General features: G+C 23.2%; 6 protein-coding genes. All 6 read right to left on the bottom strand.

Going from position 1 to position 17,939, the window contains the following annotated elements:
- Positions 1–167: 167 nt before the first annotated feature.
- The 6 genes from BU00_RS0101425 to BU00_RS0101400 all read right to left on the bottom strand — a co-directional run bounded on the left by BU00_RS0101425 (position 168) and on the right by BU00_RS0101400 (position 17,604).
- Positions 168–10,187 (bottom strand): SGNH/GDSL hydrolase family protein, encoded by a 10,020-nt coding sequence (locus BU00_RS0101425; RefSeq protein WP_027121176.1) that lies wholly within the window; start codon positions 10,185–10,187, stop codon positions 168–170.
- A gap of 266 nt (positions 10,188–10,453) precedes the next feature.
- Positions 10,454–11,254, bottom strand: coding sequence for a Nif3-like dinuclear metal center hexameric protein (locus BU00_RS0101420; protein ID WP_027121175.1), 801 nt, complete (start codon positions 11,252–11,254; stop codon positions 10,454–10,456).
- A gap of 1 nt (position 11,255) precedes the next feature.
- A complete protein-coding gene (locus BU00_RS0101415) occupies positions 11,256–12,689 on the bottom strand; it encodes an RNA polymerase sigma factor (protein ID WP_027121174.1) in 1,434 nt (477 codons plus the stop codon).
- Between the two features lie 8 nt (positions 12,690–12,697).
- Positions 12,698–14,704 carry a DNA primase gene (gene dnaG, locus BU00_RS04885; RefSeq protein WP_051521837.1) on the bottom strand — a complete coding sequence of 669 codons (2,007 nt, stop codon included), beginning with the start codon at positions 14,702–14,704 and terminating at the stop codon, positions 12,698–12,700.
- Positions 14,705–14,718: 14 nt separating this feature from the next.
- Positions 14,719–16,083 carry a glycine--tRNA ligase gene (locus BU00_RS0101405; protein ID WP_027121173.1) on the bottom strand — a complete coding sequence of 455 codons (1,365 nt, stop codon included), beginning with the start codon at positions 16,081–16,083 and terminating at the stop codon, positions 14,719–14,721.
- A gap of 153 nt (positions 16,084–16,236) precedes the next feature.
- Complete coding sequence (locus BU00_RS0101400) at positions 16,237–17,604, bottom strand: MAG3090 family protein (RefSeq protein WP_027121172.1); 1,368 nt, start codon at positions 17,602–17,604, stop codon at positions 16,237–16,239.
- Positions 17,605–17,939 lie beyond the last annotated feature (335 nt).

The raw sequence follows: 17,939 nt of genomic DNA, 5'->3' as shown, positions 1-17,939 counted from the left end.
ATAAACGAAAAAATTTCTTAATTTTTTTTATTTAGTATAAAATTTACTGAAAGTTTAAATTTTAATAAATATTTTTTTAATTATTTCGTGAAAATTTTTCTTTAGTATTTCCTTTTAAGATAGGGACAAAAAAACTTGACACAAAAATGTGTCAAGTTTTAATGTATCTATTTTAAATTACCTAAATAACCTCTTTCAATAGAATCAAGTAAGGTGTCAGTCATAGTTTGTTGTCTGTTGTGTCTATCAGGTTGTTCTTTTTTATTAGAATCTCTACGGTAATATATATATGCTAATAATTGGTCATTTCAGAAGTTTCCAAAAGTTGTTACAGCACTTCTGTTTCCTAAAATGAATTCACCATTATAACTATAACCACTTCATCAAGAATAACTTTCTCCTATAAATTCCCTTTTATTTCTTGGAATTTTATTATATGAGCCTTTATGTAAATTCTTTGCATAATTAAATGCATCTTCAAGTCCTGACTTAAATGTTCCTTGTACATCAAGTCCAATGTTTCAGAATTTAGCACCTGAACCACCTTGATCATGTATTAATCAAAGAATTAATGCTGACATTCTATACATTAGTTTATATTCAGCGTTTTCTTTTATTTTGTTAAAGTTATATCTACCACTACCGGCTTTTACAATCATTGAACTAAAAACAGGCTTAAACAAGGTTGAAATGAGTGCTCTTGTTCTGTCTATAACTGTAAAAATACTTTCATCAAATTGAAATCCTAACTGTGGTTTGTCGCTACTTGCTTCTCCTAAAAATAAATCTTTAATTATTTTATAAATACCTGTCATTTGTCTTCTGTTACTTGTTTCAAATAATCTGTTAAAGAATTTAACATAATTTTCATCCCCGATTCTTGTAGTAACAAAATCGAATAAACTAAATTGATCTAATATTTTCTTAAAGGAAATATTTTTTTCGTTATCGGTTAAAATAATTTTTAATGCACCAGTTTTGATTGCATCATAAATAATATCTGGATTTTTTAAAATGTTCGATGGATTAATTGCTTTAATTTTGTCATAAATATTACCAATAATAATACTTAACTCATTTCTTTGAGACATGGCCTCAAAGAATTTTCTAATTACATTTTGAGTTAATACTAAATCTTCTTGTTCATTAAATGCAAAACCAGAATCTTTAAGTTTTGAAACTAATAAAGCACCAATACCATTTACTAATCTTTGATCAGGATTAATTAAAATCGATTTAATTCAATTTGTAATTTTTTGCTTAAAGTTATTTGCATTACTTGAATTAAGTAAAACATTAATTGCATGAGTTCATGAATGTACATTATAATAATCTGTTTTAGCTTTTGAAATAAACTCGCTTATAGAAGTGTTTAAAATATCACGTAAATCAGGATTTTTAATAGCTAAAACAAGCATATCAACAATTAATTCTTTATCAAATGTATGATCATTAGAAACTAATAAACTTGTAATACCATAATCCTTAATGAATTTTCTTAATTTCGTTTCATCATTAATAAATCTGGTAATCATATCTGAAACTAAACCTAAAATAACTTGCTTGTTGTTTTGTATTAAATCATCTTGTAAAATTTTATTTACAACAGTATAAGTTGTAAGTTGAGTTTGAGTAATAATGTTTTTTGATACAACTTGTGAAAATTCTTGGAAAGTATTTGTTTCTTGAATAGATTTAATTAATCCATCAAGAAGTTTATCAAATAGTTCTGCTCTATCTAAAAGATCAGCAAAACCAGAAGATAACTCTCTTAAAACTCTTGTTCTTTCTTCGTTCATTGGAACTTCTAAAAATTTAATAAATTTCACTAAAACATTATTTAATATTTGTGAATTAGTATCGTTTTTTAAGAAGTTTTTGAACGCTGATTTTGTATTTTGTTTAAATTTGTTTTTGTTATTTTCAACCTCAAGATATTTTTTGAAAATTTGCATAAAACTATTTGCGTTTGCAAATGTATCAACATTATCAATATAGTAATTTAAAATATCAGTACTAATTGTTTTAATTTCTTGAATTTGAGTTAAACCAGTAATTATTTGTTTAAACTCTTGTTCTGTTAAAAAGTATTCTTGAACAACAGTTTGTCACTCAGAACCTAATGAACCTCATAAAATTTCAGCAATGTTAATATTACTTAAAGCATAACTAATTACATTACTAATGAATTGTTTCATATCTGATTTATTTGTTTGAAAATCAGAATTTTTAACAATTTCATTAAGTGTTGTTATAATTCTGCGTTCAAAATCAAGTAATGTAAATTTTGAACTAAGTCTACTAATAATATCCCTTAATAATTGACCAATTGTAATTTGTGTACCATGTTCAGATAAAGAATTAAATGTTGAAGTAACAATAACATCAATAAAATCAAGATTTTTATTGATTGGATCAACAGTATTTAAAATAGTTTTTATAACATTTTCTTTATTATTTATATTAGTAAATAAAGAACTATACTCTGAATTATTTGAAAATTTATCAATTAATATTTTTGAAATAATTGTTTTAAAATTAGTATCTTTTACAATTGCATCTATTAATGATTTAGATACAGAAATTAAATTATTTTTAATATTTGTATTTGAAAAAATTTGTCTTACTAATTCGTTAAATGAATTTGTATTTTCTCAATTATCAAAATTAACAAAAAATTCATGTAAAATTGGTTCTAATTTTGCTTTTAATTCAGCATTTTTTAAAAGTAGCTTTACAACGCTATTAACTTCTTCTTTTGTAACGTTTGCTGATTTTAAAATATTAAAATCAGGAATTAAATCAAGTAAAGTGTTTAAGTGTTGGTCATTGTTTAAAATAGATTCATAGATTTTTTGAATTGTTTTGCTTGCGATAACTGCATTATTTTTAAATGTTTTAAAATGTTTAAAAATTGCTTTAAGACTTGCAAATTCTTCGAAATTAAATAATTTAATGACTTTTGGTGTTAATGAAGCACTAAATTCATTTATATTATTAGAAGTTGATAATGATTCAATTAATAAATTAATAAATTGATTTGTTAAATTTTGTTCAGTAATATATTCTTTAAATTGTAAAATAAAATCTCTAATTAAATTTCTTTTATCAATATTAGTTAGATCAATGTTATATTTTACAATAACTTTTTCAATTATATTAATAACTGTATTCACAAAAATATCTGAACCAATTAAACTATTAATTACCTCTGTTGCATTTGATAGTATCGAATTTTTAATTTGCTCATTATTTAAAAGTTGCTTAATTAAATTAAATGGATTATCAAGTGAATTTAATCATTCAGTATTATCAACAAGTTGTGGAATAACCACTTTAAGAATTTCATTTATATTATTATTTTTTAACACTAAATCAACAAGATTAATCAAATCATTTTTAGCAATATATTCAAAAATTGTTTGATTATCTGGTAAATTATTTATTTTATTTGTTAATAAATTAGTTGTAACACCTTGTTTATTTAATCCAACAACTAATTGTGAAGCTAGTTTTTTAAATCCATCTAAATTTGATGAAATAGCATTTTGTTGAAGTAATTTATCAACTGTTTGCTTAATATTTGAAGTTAAATTAGTTGTAATAATTTGAGAAATATGTTCTAAAATTTCTGAAAACTTATTATTCAATTCTTCAGTAGTGTTTGTGTTTGCAATTAATTTTAAATCATTAAATAAACTATCAATTACTGCATCTACTAATGAAAAATTATTAAGTATTGAATAAGAGTTATCTATTAAACTTCTTAGTAATTGATCAATACTATTATCATTAACTTCTACTTCATATGTTGTTAAGGTTTGTTTTAGAAAACTTAAAATCGCATCTTTAATATCAGAGTCAGTTAATAAAAATTTAGTAAATTCTTTTAAATGAGTTTTAACTTCATCGAGTTCAATTAAACTGAATACTTTTTTAACAATACCAATAAAGGTTGTTTCATTTTCTATTACTGATGTATTTTCTAAAAGTTTTTTAATAACTTTTTTTAATATTTCAATAAAGTGTTCGTTTTTAACAATTTTAACAAGTGAAGTTTTAAAGTTTGCTTCTGGAATATACTTATTAATCGTTGCTTTAACTTCTGCACTAAGATTATTATAAATATCATTAATTAAAGTTTGATCAACAAATTTTTGGATTAAGTTATCAAAAATTGTTATTAAATCATTTTTGTTTCTTGTAAATAAATTTGATTTAAGAACTGCCTTAATTAATTCAACTGCATTTTGTTCAAAATTATTATTTTCACTTAATTTTGCTTTTATAGCACTAAATATAGATCCTAAAAGAGTTCTAGGACTAAAGTCTATTCCATTTGTGCTTAAGTTAATTGTTAATGACTCAAATAAAATTTCTTTAATATTTAATTTTGAATCAAATACTGAATATAATTCAACAACAGACTCAGCAAGAGAGTTTTTGTCTTGAACACCTTTTAAATATGGTTCTAATTCAGGTAAATTCATTGCATTAGCAATTATTTCTTTTAATTTATCTTTGAAATTATTATCAAGTATTGTTTCTTCTAATAATTTTGTAAATAATGGTTTTATAGAGTTTTTGATCTCTTGATCACCAAAAATCATTTTTAATAATTCATTATATGAATTAGCAGTTTTTAATGTTGAATTTTTTTCTAAAACTTTATTTACTAAGGTTTTTAAAATATCTTTTGTGTTTTGATTATTTAGAACATTTTTAATTAATTCTTTAATCTTTTCTTGTGTCCCTAAAACAAGAACAGGACTATGTGCTAAATCAATACTGTTAACTAATTTTTCAATATTATCAGATACATAGTACTTTTGTATTGCTTTTTCAAATATTTTTTTAATTAAATCTGAATTTAAACTAAGAAAATCACTATTAAGTATTGTTTTAACAAGTTTATAGTCTTGAATATTTAAGGCATTTGGGATTTTTTTGGTTAATATATCTATTAAACTTTGTAAATTTGTTATTTGTGAAATTTCTTGCTTAGTAAAGGTTAATATTTTTTCAACAATAGTTTGATTAGAATCAATATTATTAATTTGAAGAATTAATTTTTTGATATTTGTAAATTCTGAATCATTAATGGTTTCATCATCACTTAATAAACCTTGTGTTTTTAATAAATTTATAATAGGTTCTTTAAATAACTCTAATTTATTAAGTAATATATTAGATAAAAATCCTAATAATTTTGATGAATATTCTGGATGATTATTAATTGAATTAGTTCTAAATAAATCTGTTATAAAACCATCAAGATTTTCTTGAATTTTTTTCAACATCTCATTTGAAAAATCGCTTCCAAATGTAGTAAGTTTAGTTGAAAAGTTCGTACTTATTAAATCAGATGTTAAAACATCTTTGATAAATAAATCTGCAGCAGAACTAATGACGTTATATTTTTGATCAATATTTAAAATATCAGTAATAAAATCATTTAAAAAATCTTCTGTTGTGTTTGCGATATATAACTCAGGTACATATTTGTTTAATAGTTTAATTAAAACATTTTTTAGACTATTAAATGTTTTTGTATTTGTTTTAAAACCTTGAATTGTTTGTTCTAAAAATGTTTTTAAGTTTGTTTTATCAATATTTTTAATAAATCAGAATAAAACATCAGAAAGCGAGGTAATATTACTTAATTCGGAACTATGCTCTAATAATTGATCAATTGTTGAATTGAAGAAATTTCTAAAGTTTTCATTACTTAAAAAATGGTGAACAATATTACTTAAATCATTTACTAAAACATAATCATTTATTGATGGTGAAATTTGATACAACGAATTTAAAATTGTTGTTAATTTTTCTTGATCATTAGCAAAATGATTGTACACGTTTTTAATAACAATTTTTATATCATTTTTGTTTTCATTAATAAAGTTAGTGCTAAATAATTTAATTAATTTTAAGATATTTTGTTCTTGGTTATCACCGGTAAAGTTTTCTAAGAATTTATTAAGAATAGCATTTCCGAGTTCCGCAAATGAGCTAGTATTACTCTTTGCATAAACATCTAAACCATTAAAAATTGAATCAACAAAATTAAATTCAAAGAAAATATTTTTAAATTGTCTAAAGATATTTTTAGCAAATGTTTCTTTATTATTGATACCTTCAAAAATTCAATTAAATTCACTATTATTTAATATAGATAAAAGTAAATTAGAAATAATTTTATCAAATGTTTCATCATCCTTTAGTGCTTCTAAAAGTTTAGTTAATAATGGTTTTATTTCATTTTTTAGATTTGCATCCTTAATAAAAACATTAACCATCTCAATTAAAGAATTTGAATTTGATAATGTATTAGAATTATCAATGACAAAATCAAATGTTTTTTGAATTAAATTCTTAAATTCTTCTTTTGTTAAGATTTTTTTAATAACTGTTTTTAATTCTTCTTTTGAAACATTAGAAATTAAGTTATCAGATAAAATAATATTTAAAATGTTATCAAATTTTTCTGATTGAATTTCTTGTAAAATAAATTGAATAAATTCTTTTGTTAATTGTTTGTTTTCATTAAAAATAGGTGAATTTAAAAAGTTTTTGTAAAGTGCTATATCTTTAAAATCAATAACACTTAAAACTTTTGTTGCAAGATCTGCACCAATTTCATTTATATCATTATATTCAGATAAGGAATTAAAAATTGTTTGAATTAATAAGTCAAATTTATTAGCAGATTTTAATGTATTAATTATTGATGGAAGTAAATTTTCAATTAATGGAGCAAACTTTTCATCAATTTGTGTTTGATTTTGTTTTGCTAACTCAAAAATAACTTTTTTAATTGTTTTTTTAAAAGATTCTGGTTCTTTTGAAATATTTAAAACAATTTCTTGAACTTCTGTTTTTAAAAGTTGTTTAAAATCAGAATTTTTTAATAATTGATTAATTATTTCATTTGGTTTATTTATCTTATCTAATAAACTGCGTTCAGTAATTAAAATACTAACTGCTTTTTCTATTAAACTACCTATTTGTTCACTGTTTAAGACTTTGGAAACTAAATGTAAAATTTCATCTTTATCAATATATTTACTAATTTCTGGTTTTTCTAATAATGTAGAAAGATTAGTATTAATTAAGTCTGTTAATAAACCAGTTTGTTTTAAGTTGTAAAAAATTACCTTAACAATGCTTCCAACTGCTTCTTTATTGTTTACAACAAAATCTTGATTGATGACTTTTTTGAATATGTTAAAAATTTCATCAAAGGTTTTTTGTTTAAAAACTTTAAAAATATCTGATGGTAAATTTTTTAATTCAGAAATTACATCTTCTGAATCTTGAAGTTCCCTCATTTTTGTAAAAATAACTTCAAAAATTGGTGACATAATATTTAAATCATTAAGAATATTAGGTAAATAAGAAATTATTCCAGAAAGAAAATCTTCTGTATTTTGATTAATTTCAACACCTGATTTAATTAAATATGTTGATAAGATGTCTTTAATAGCAAACTGAATATCAGCATTATTTAAAGCTTTATCAACAAGAGAAGTTAATTTTCTTTCAATTTGAGATAAGTCAAGATTTCCTAAAATTTTAACAATTAATTGATTTATATTTTGAACATTTTCAAACGAATTTATATTATCTAATGTTGAAGATAATGCCTCAAATATAATTTCTTTTGTCTCATTTTGTTTTAAGAAAAATTGTAAAATTTTTGCTACACCCTCTTGAGAAATGTATTCAGATAATTTTGATTTACTTAGTAAATTAGAAATTGAAGTGCTAAAACCTTCGACATCTGTTGTGTTAAAAATATTAGTTATAATTTTTTTAACAAAATCTGTATTTTCGCTAATAAATTTAGAATTAATAATTATTTTTAAAATGCTATTAAATGAATTTTCGCTTGAAGAATTTGAAAATTCAGAGAATGTTTTAGAAAATGCATTAGTAACAAGTTCGCTAAAACGTTCAATTCCATATTCGTGAAAATCATTAAGCACAAATTTAACAACATTTTGAATTAAAGAAACTTTATTATCGATATCAAAAGCTAATGTAATAATGTTATCAAAAATACTTGAAACTTCATCTTTTGTTATATTGGTATCAATTTTGTTATTTACTAATACCTTATAAAATAAATCAACAAAAAGTTGTTTTAAATCTTTGTTTTGAATAACTTTTTTTAATAAATTAACTATTTTTTGTGATATCTTTTGATTATTTTCAGGATTTTTCAAAAACGCGAGAATAATATCATTAAAGTTTGTTATATTTTCAAAATTATCAAGATTATCAACATATGTATCTACAATTGTTTCAAATAAATCAATAACTTCATCAGAATTAATTAGTTTTTGAATAGAAGTATGTAAATTATTTTTTTCTGTTTCATAGTTATTTAAAAATTGTGAAACTGGTGAAACAATTACTTCACTAATTTTTGAACCATAAATATTTAAAGTGTTTTTGATGATGTTTTTTAATGCTTTTCTTAAAAGTTCACTATTTTCGTGGAATATTTTTGATTTTGAAATAATTCTAATTATTGTCGCTAAATTTTCACCATTTAATACAGCGCTTTTAAATGCACTTCCTATTGTTCTTATATTTAATTGATTACTTGAATCCAAATTAACTAAACGGTTTTGTAAATCCGATAAAATGTGTTGTAAAGTATTCGAATTTACAATGCTGTTTACTATTTCATCTACACCTGAAATATTTTCTGAGTTGTTTCTTGTTAAAAGTTCTTTTAAAAAACCATCAGGATCAAGTTCGTTGTAAATGACATTGTTAACTAAGAAATCAAAAACTTCATGTGTTATATGACTAAATATATTTGTTAGTTCAGCAATTCTTGTACCAAAATTATATGAAGATCTTTCTAGATTAATTCTTTTTTCTTCATCATTTTCATAATTTAAAAAGTCTTGTGAATTTTTACCTAAAACTTCTTTATATGAAGATGCATCTACCTGAATTTGATATTTGTAAGCGCTTGAATCTTCGCGTAAAAATTCTTGATTAAAATCATAATTTTGATAGTCTTTTAATCTTAGACTAGGATTAGTAATTTTTAAATATAAATCAAGCGCAATTTTTTTATAACCTTTTGTATTTGGGTGAATATCAAAATAAATTGATGCTAAATTTGTAGAATTTTGTTTTCAATAGTCTCAGTTATAAATTTGAACATAATTAACATTTGATATTTTAGCAACTGTTTTAATATTATCGTTTAAAAAGTCCATAAAGATTTTAATAAAATCTAAATTAATTGTTGATCCTAATTGTTCTTTAATAAAATCATCAATTTTTTGTATTATCAACTGCATTGGAGTTGGATAAGAAATAATATTAATATTAGCATTTGGTGCCATTACTTTTAAATTTGCTAATAATGATAAAAGTCTTTTTTGTATCTCTGGAATAGTATCTTTTAAAACATCGTTAACAAGAGTTATTGCGTCACTTATTAATGGTTTTTTTTCTAAAAACTTTTTAATTATTTTAAATGCATCATTTTCTTTTATTGAACTAAATAAAAGTTCAAAAACATCATTAGCACCCAAGGAAAGAGTTATTAAGTTAGCATCTTTTAATTTATCTTTTACCTTTTTTGAATATTGTTCAGAATCACCAAATAAATAATCAACTGATTTGTTTTTGAATTTATTACTTTGGTAATCTATTTTTAAAAGATTAATTCAATCTGCTGTTGTTGATCCTGAAATAGCAAAATTATCATATGATTCAACTCTTCCGTTTTGATCTAAAATACGTGCAAGAAAAGAAGGATATGAAACTCCTGTTATTTCACCGTTTTCGTTTTTAGAACCTTGATAGTCTCTTGTTAAAGTTCCATCAAAACCTGCTGTAATCGAATCTCCAAGAGCAACGTATCTAATTTTTTGATCTAATGCTATAAAATTCTTAGATTTTTCTTTTTGTACATTATCTAATATATCAACTAAATTAGCTTTATAAATACCATTATTATTAATTGGATCAATTGATGTAACATCAATTGGTTTAATAGGTAATCCTGGTGCACTAATAAATTCCTTTGTTTCTTCTTCTGGTTTTTCAGTAGTAAATGGTAGTGGTTTTGAAGAACCAGGTGCTTTACAAGAAGCAATTGTACTAACACTCACTAGTAGTGCACTTAAAGATAAAATAATTTTATTTTTTTTCATTTTTTCTCCTTTATATATTTATATATAAATATATAAATTGATTAATTATAATAATTATTTCCTGTATTGATATATATATATATTAGGTAAGTCTTTTTGAATTGATAAAAAATGCATTTTTTATGCCCAAAAGTGAGAAACACGGGAAAAACCTGCGTTTTCTGGGAAACGCAGGAAAATTATAGACAAAAAAAGATTTTTTGAAAATTAAAAAACTTTGGTAGAGATTACTACAAAAAAGTAAAAAAATAGCATAAAAATGCTATTTAAATATTTCTGTAAATTTCTTGTTTTTTAACAAAAAACACTTTTGAATTTGTAATATTTTTTGTTATTTTTTGTTGCATATCAATAGCAAAAACTTCTTCGATTAAATGTGGTACTTGAATAACATTAATCCCTTGCTCATCATATGAAACTCACTCATTTCAACGTATATCACTGGTTATTAAAAGATCAAATTTTTCTTTTTTTCAAAGATTAATTATTTCATATTGATCACCAGAACCAGCAAAAATTAATATTTTATTTATCCTTTGCTCTGTTAAATTTTTAATATTTGTTTGCAATGAATTCAAATTAAGTTTTTGTTTAATTAAATTAATCATTTCCAAGGCAGAAAATTTTGCTTCAACAATAACAGAATAATTTTTCTTATTTAATATCGGTTTAATTTTATCTTCAAAACCTAAGAATGTAGCAACTTGATACGATGTTCCATCATCAAGTAAATCATAATCAGTATGTGCAGAATATAAAAGAATATTATGTTTATTTACCAATTTTAAAATCTGTTTTTTATATCCGTCAAGATAAAACTCTTTTTTAGAATCTTTTAAAAACAAAAAAGGATGGTGTGTAATAATTACATTACAACCTTGTTTGATTGCTTGATTTAATACATCATTTGTTAAATCAAGAGCAGTAATAGCACATGAAAATTCATTATTTAAATTAACATTGTTTAAAATACCAACTTTTTTATCTCAAATTGCTGAGTATTTTTTTCCTAATGGACGATGATTTGTTTTATTTTTTAATTCTTTAATAAATTCTTTAAGTTTCATTTTAGCCTGCAAAATGTTTTAAATTTTTACCGTGTACTGGATGATTTTTTAATTTTTTAAGAATTTTATTTTCAATTTGTCTAATTCTTTCTTTTGAAACATTATTTCTTAATTTAGCTAATTCTTCAAGCGAGTGGATTTCATATTTATTACCATTTTCATCTATTCCAACACCAAAACGCTTACAAATTAATTCTCTATCATCTTTATCGAGTGATTTTAACATTTCATCTAAAACCTTTGATAATTCTTCATTTGAAGAATAATCAACTGGATTCATAACTGTTTCATCTTTAACAAAGTCACTAAACTGAGAATCGTTTTCTTTACCAACTTGTTTGTCTAATGAAATAGGATCAGTATTAATTTTTCTAATATATCTAACTTTATCATCAGTAAAGCCATTTCCAATTCTTTCTGCAATTTGTTGTTCACTAGGTTCATATCCTAATTCTTGATAAAGTTCTCTTTCGGCTTTTGCAACTTTATTAATAGTTTCTACCATATGAACTGGAACTCTTATGGTTCTTGCTTGATCAGCAACTGCTCTTGTAATTGCTTGTCTTATTCATCAAGTTGCATATGTTGAAAATTTATAACCCTTAGACACATCATACTTTTGAACGGCCTTCATTATACCACCATTTCCTTCTGCTATTAGGTCAATGAATGAAAGTCCTCTATTTTTATATTTTTTAGCATTATTGATAACTAAACGTAAATTACGTAAAACAAGTTTATCACGTGCTCTTTTACCTTTATAACCACCCTTGTTCATTTTTTCTGCTAATTCACGTTCTTCATCGTCAGTTAGTAATTTACCATATTTACCAATCCAACGCATATATCATTTAACAATATCGTTTGTTTCTGTTAATTTATTAGAAAGGTTTTTAGTTTCTTTTTCTTCAGAGTGTAATAATAAAGCGTTTTGATCACCAAATGTTAATTCATCCATAGAAAAATCTTCATCCTCATAGTGATATGAACTTAGTGTTTCAATATCTTCTTCTTCATCTTCATTTTCTTCTTCTGTGTTTTTATCATCATTTGAGTCTGAGTAATTATTATCTAAATCAAGTGCATCTGTATCATCTGAAAAATCATCTTCTTCATCGCTAAAATCTTCAGAGAAATCATCATCATTTAATTCCTCTTTTTTTGATTTTCTAGAGTTTTTTTTACTTTTTGATATTTCTAATTCATTTTCAAAATCATCAATATCAACGTTTTCGTCATCGCCATCATCAAATGAGTTTGCTAATATCCCCTTATCCATAAGTTCATCAAAAAAGTTTTCAATAGCATTTTCGTCCCCTATTTCTAAATTATTAGCTAAAAGAATATCCATTATTTCTTCTTGTGTAAAATTCTTTTTCTTATTATTTTTTAATTCTTTTTTTAATAAACTTATAAAATATTTATTGTCTTGCATATAGCCTCCTAAAATTCAATGATTTTATTTTTAAACTTTATTAGTTTTTTCTTTCTTTCTTCAAAACGATTAATACTTAAACCATTTTTGGTGATTTTTTGATAAAAATCTTTAAATTGTTTTAATTCTTCATTAAGTAATGGATTTAATATTTCACCACGTTCGCTGTTTTCATATAATTGTTGTTTTTGAGTTAATATGTTATTTATTTCATTTTCTACATCATTTGTTACATTTTTATTGTTTGAAATTTCAAGATATTTATCGATAATTTTTTGTTTTAATTGTTGCTTGATTATTGCTTGTTGTTGTTTAACAACATCAACAATATCAACATTTTCTTCGTCCACAAAATCTTTAATTTGTTCTTTTATTTCATAATATAAATTACTTACAACTTCATCATGTTGAAATAATAAATCTGAATCAGGTAAATTATAAAATGCATTTGCTAGTTTTTGATTTGATAACATAAATAGCATAAATAAAATGCGATAATTATTACCGAATAAATCTTCTTTTAAAGATTGTTGTTTTTGAGTTTTAAAATTATTATTATTAAATCATAATTCATTTGTTTTAAATGCATCATTTATAGAGTTAATATTATCAGATAATTCATAATTAAAATCATTTGATAATTCATTAACAAAAAAATCATTTTTATTTAAAAAGTTTTCTGAATGTTTTTTTAATTCAAAATTTTTATTTATTATATTTGTTATTTCAGATTCACTTAATAATGTGTAATTATATGTTTGTTTAAAATTATTAACAATAAATTCTAAATCGCTTTTGTTTTGTACATAGATCAAGATATCTTTTATTTCATAACTAAAACTTTTTATACTATCCAATGGTGGAATAGAATTATTTAAATTAAGCAAATTATGTTTTATTAAAAGAGTATTATAAATATAATTTATATAATGAATCCGACTTACTTTAACTAAGTCTTGAAGTTGTTGTTTTCCCTCATATTTTAGTATTTCATCAGCATCTTTTTCGAAATTATTTTCTACTATTTCAATAGTTCCAAAACCATTTTGAACTAAGGTTTTTATAGATTTCAGTGTTGCGTTTTTACCAGCATCATCATTATCTAAAAACAAACAGACTTTTTTATTTTGAATTAATTTTAGGTGATTTTTAGTTAAAGCAGTACCCATTATTGCTACTACATTTTTTATATTAGCTTTATAAAGAGCGATAACATCCATGAAACCTTCGACAATAATAACTTCTTTTTCAGAAAAAATATAATCTTTTGCATTAAAATAGTTATATAAAATATCAGATTTATTAAATAAAGTAGTTTCTGGTGAATTAATATATTTTGGCTGATAATCACCTAATGCTCTTGCACTAAAACCAATTATATTACCATCTTCATCATTAATACCAAAAGTAATTCTATTTTTAAAAAATTCATTTAATTCTAAGTTTAATAAACCTGCATTTACAAGATTGTTTTCTGAATAATTTAAGTTTAGTAAATTTTGTTTTATACCTTGTTCCGGTGCAAAACCAATTTGAAATTTTTCAATAATTTCAGAGTCTGCTAATTCTCTTTTTTGTAGATATTCATAGGCCTTTTTGTTTTTTAAAATTTCTGTTTTATAAATAAATTTTGCCGTTTCTAAAACCTCAATACTTTTCTTTTGTTCATCATTGTAAAACCTTGCAAAATCATTAGTATTTTTAAATTTTGTAAAATCAAATGAAGTTAAATTGTAATAATTACACAATTCTTCTAATGCTTGTATATATGTAATATTTTTGATATTTTTAACAAACTTAACAACATCACCACCTTCACCACAAGCAAAGCATTTATAAAGACCTTTGGAACTACTTACAGTTAGACTGGGCGAGTTATCTGAATGAAATGGACATAAAGCAACATAATTATTACCTTTTTTAGTTAAATTTAAATGTTGTGAAATTATATCAACTATATCACTAACTTTGTGAATTTCATTTCTTATTGATTCTAAATTTACAACATTACTCATATGTAGCCACCTTATTAAATTTTATTTAATATATCATTGATATCAATTCTTATTTGTTGCATATTGTCTCTATTACGCAGAGTAACTTTATTATCTTCAAGAGAATCATAATCAAATGTTAAACACCAATATGTTCCTATTGCATCTTGACGACGATATCTTTTACCGATTGTACCTGCTTCATCAAAAGTTGTTGAAACACCTGCTTCTATTAATTTATTAAAAATTTCTTTTGCTTGTTCGCTTAATTTTTTTACAAGTGGTAAAACAGCAACTTTATAAGGTGATAATTCCTTAACAAAACTTAATACAATACGTTGATCGTTTTCTAATTCTTCAACTCTGTATGCATCACAAATAACAGAAAACATTAACCTGTCAAGACCGATACTTGGTTCAATTACATATGGGATAATTTTTTCATTTGTATTAGGATCAAGATAATCTAAACTTTCACCAGTAGCTTTTGAATGTGATTTTAGGTCAAAATCAGTTCTGTTAGCAACACCAAGTAATTCACCTCAACCAAACGGAAAATGATATTCTATATCGCTAGTTCCATCAGAATAATGAGCCAATTCTTCTCTGTCATGTTCTCTTATTCTTATATTTTGTTTATTTAAACCAATTTTTGTAACAAATTTTTCTGCTTTATTCACATAGTAATCAAATCAGTATTTTGCTTCTTCTGGTTTTGTAAAAAACTCTAGTTCCATTTGTTCAAATTCTCTTGTTCTAAAAATAAAGTTTCCTGGTGTGACTTCATTTCTAAAACTTTTTCCTACTTGGCCTATACCAAATGGTAACTTTGTTCTTGTTGTTCTTAAAACATTTTTAAAGTTAACAAAGATTCCTTGCGCTGTTTCTGGTCTTAAATAAATTGTACTTTTTGCACCTTCAACAACACCTTGTTGTGTTTGAAACATTAAATTAAATTGTCTAATTTCAGATCATTCTGCTTTTGAACCTTCATATTCTGTTAAATTTTTAGATAAAAATTCTTTCATTTCAGAAAAACTCATTTTTTCAGGAACTAATGTTGCATCGATTTCTTGAATTAATTTATCAGCACGGTATCTTTTACCATTGATTTTATTTTCTATTAAAGGATCAGAAAAATTGGAAACATGACCACTTGTCACTCAAACTTGTGGATTCATTAAAATTTTTGAATCAATTAAGTAATTATTTGTTTCTTTTGTAATAAATTCTTTTTTTCAAATTTCTCTAATATTATCTTTGAGTAAGGTTCCAAGTGGACCATAGTCTCATGTATTAGCAAGACCACCATAAATTTCACTACCTTGGAATACAAAACCTGTATTTTTTAAATGATTAATTATTTCTAATGTAACTTCTTTTTGTGATTTATTATTCATTTGTTTATTATACCATTTAAATTATTTTTTATTAAGTTTATACATACCAAACTTGTTAAAAATAACCCCTTTAATTTATGTTTTTAATTTTTGATTTTGAAATATCAAAAAGTCTTAATTAATAAGAAAAAAAGTTAAATTTACATTTAACTTTTATGAGAAAATTCCAGAGTATCAAGCAAGAATAAATACTAATGCTAATAATATTCCATATCCAAATGCATAAAGAATCATAGATCAGAATCTATTAAATGTATCTGATGATTCTTTAACTGTTGGAACTTCTTTGATAACTTCAACTTCTTTGATAACTTCTTTTATTTCAACCATTTTTTCTGGTACAACTTGCATTGGACATTGTACTGAATTTGTATCTGTGAACACAAGAACGTGTGATTTGTTAGAAGCAAATTGTGAAAATACTGGATATGTATATTTATTTTCTTCTACAAAACCAACATGTTCATTATTAAATAAAACATACGATAACTCTTGTGCTAATCTAAATGTTTCACCACAGCATTTTGTTGAATAAGCAAATGTTGATGGTGTATATTCAACTTCTTCTGTTGCATATACTTTTTGATTTATTTTTTCTACTGATTCAGATAATGAAATAATGATTAATTTTAATAATTGTGAAGATTTTTTACATTCAAGATGTATTTCAAGGTCTTTTGCTAGTTCTAAAACAGAATTTAATTCAAATTTAATATCATTTAAATCACCAACAGAAGTAACTATTTCTTCTTGAATTTTTTCAGATATTTTTTCTAATTTTTTAGCATAAACTGCTAATGCATCTAATTGATTTTTATATGATAAATCTTTAAAGTATGCATATTTCACAATATCTTGTTTTGCAACTTCAACATATTCTGTAACTGTTTGTACATTTTCTGATGGTGAAACAACTTCTTTAACAATTTCTACTTCTTTTATTACTTCAACTTCTTTGATAACTTCTACTTCTTTTTCAATATATACAGGTACTTCTCTTATAACTTCAACTGTATTAACAACTTCTTGAATTTCTTTTTTAACAACTTCTTTAACTTCAACAATTGGTTCAACCACTGGTTTTACAACTGGTTTTTTTCTTTCAGGAATGTAGTCATCATCAAGAGGGAAGTAATTTGTGTGATCGCTAACTTCAATAAAATCATCAATTTTACTTACATATTTTTTAAAACTTTTTTGATTTAATTTCATTGTTGATTCATCAATGAAAACTTCTTCTAAAAATTCATTGTATGATACTTTTCCATCAAATTTATCAACTTCTAAGTCATATACAATTTCATTAGTTTCTGAATCATTTTGACCAATTAATAAACCACCAGCAATCTTTTCTTCTGTTTGGAATCATGTAGCACATTCATATCCTAATGATAAAAATCAATTTAAAGCATCTTTACGTGTTTTAAATTCAGCTAAGTGTGCTTTAACTTTTGGATGTTTTAAAATTCAAGGATATGCTCTACCAGATTTTGGTTTGTATAAACATAATAAACGTTTCATAAATTGTCCTTTTTGTAATATTTTTATTTTAATAAATTTCTTTTTTTATTTTGCATTATATACTATTATAATATAAAATTTATTCTTTAATAGATTTATAAAACATTTTTTATAACTTATATATAGTTATAAAAAATAATTTAATAATTTAAACTTTCAGTAAATTTTATACTAAATAAAAAAAATTAAGAAATTTTTTCGTTTATAGATATTATGAAACTATATAATTCATCAGAAGAAATATTCAAATTTTTGAGTATTTCTTTTTGTTTTGCAGTTAGAGAATTTTTTCTTATATATTTTTCATCAAATTTTGAAACCTCAATTTTTGATAA

This window comes from Mycoplasma leonicaptivi ATCC 49890, from assembly GCF_000622205.1.
Taxonomy (GTDB): Bacteria; Bacillota_I; Bacilli_A; order Mycoplasmatales; family Metamycoplasmataceae; genus Mycoplasmopsis; species Mycoplasmopsis leonicaptivi.
Note: the sequence above shows the minus strand (reverse complement) of the source record. Positions and strands in the feature narration are given on the sequence as shown.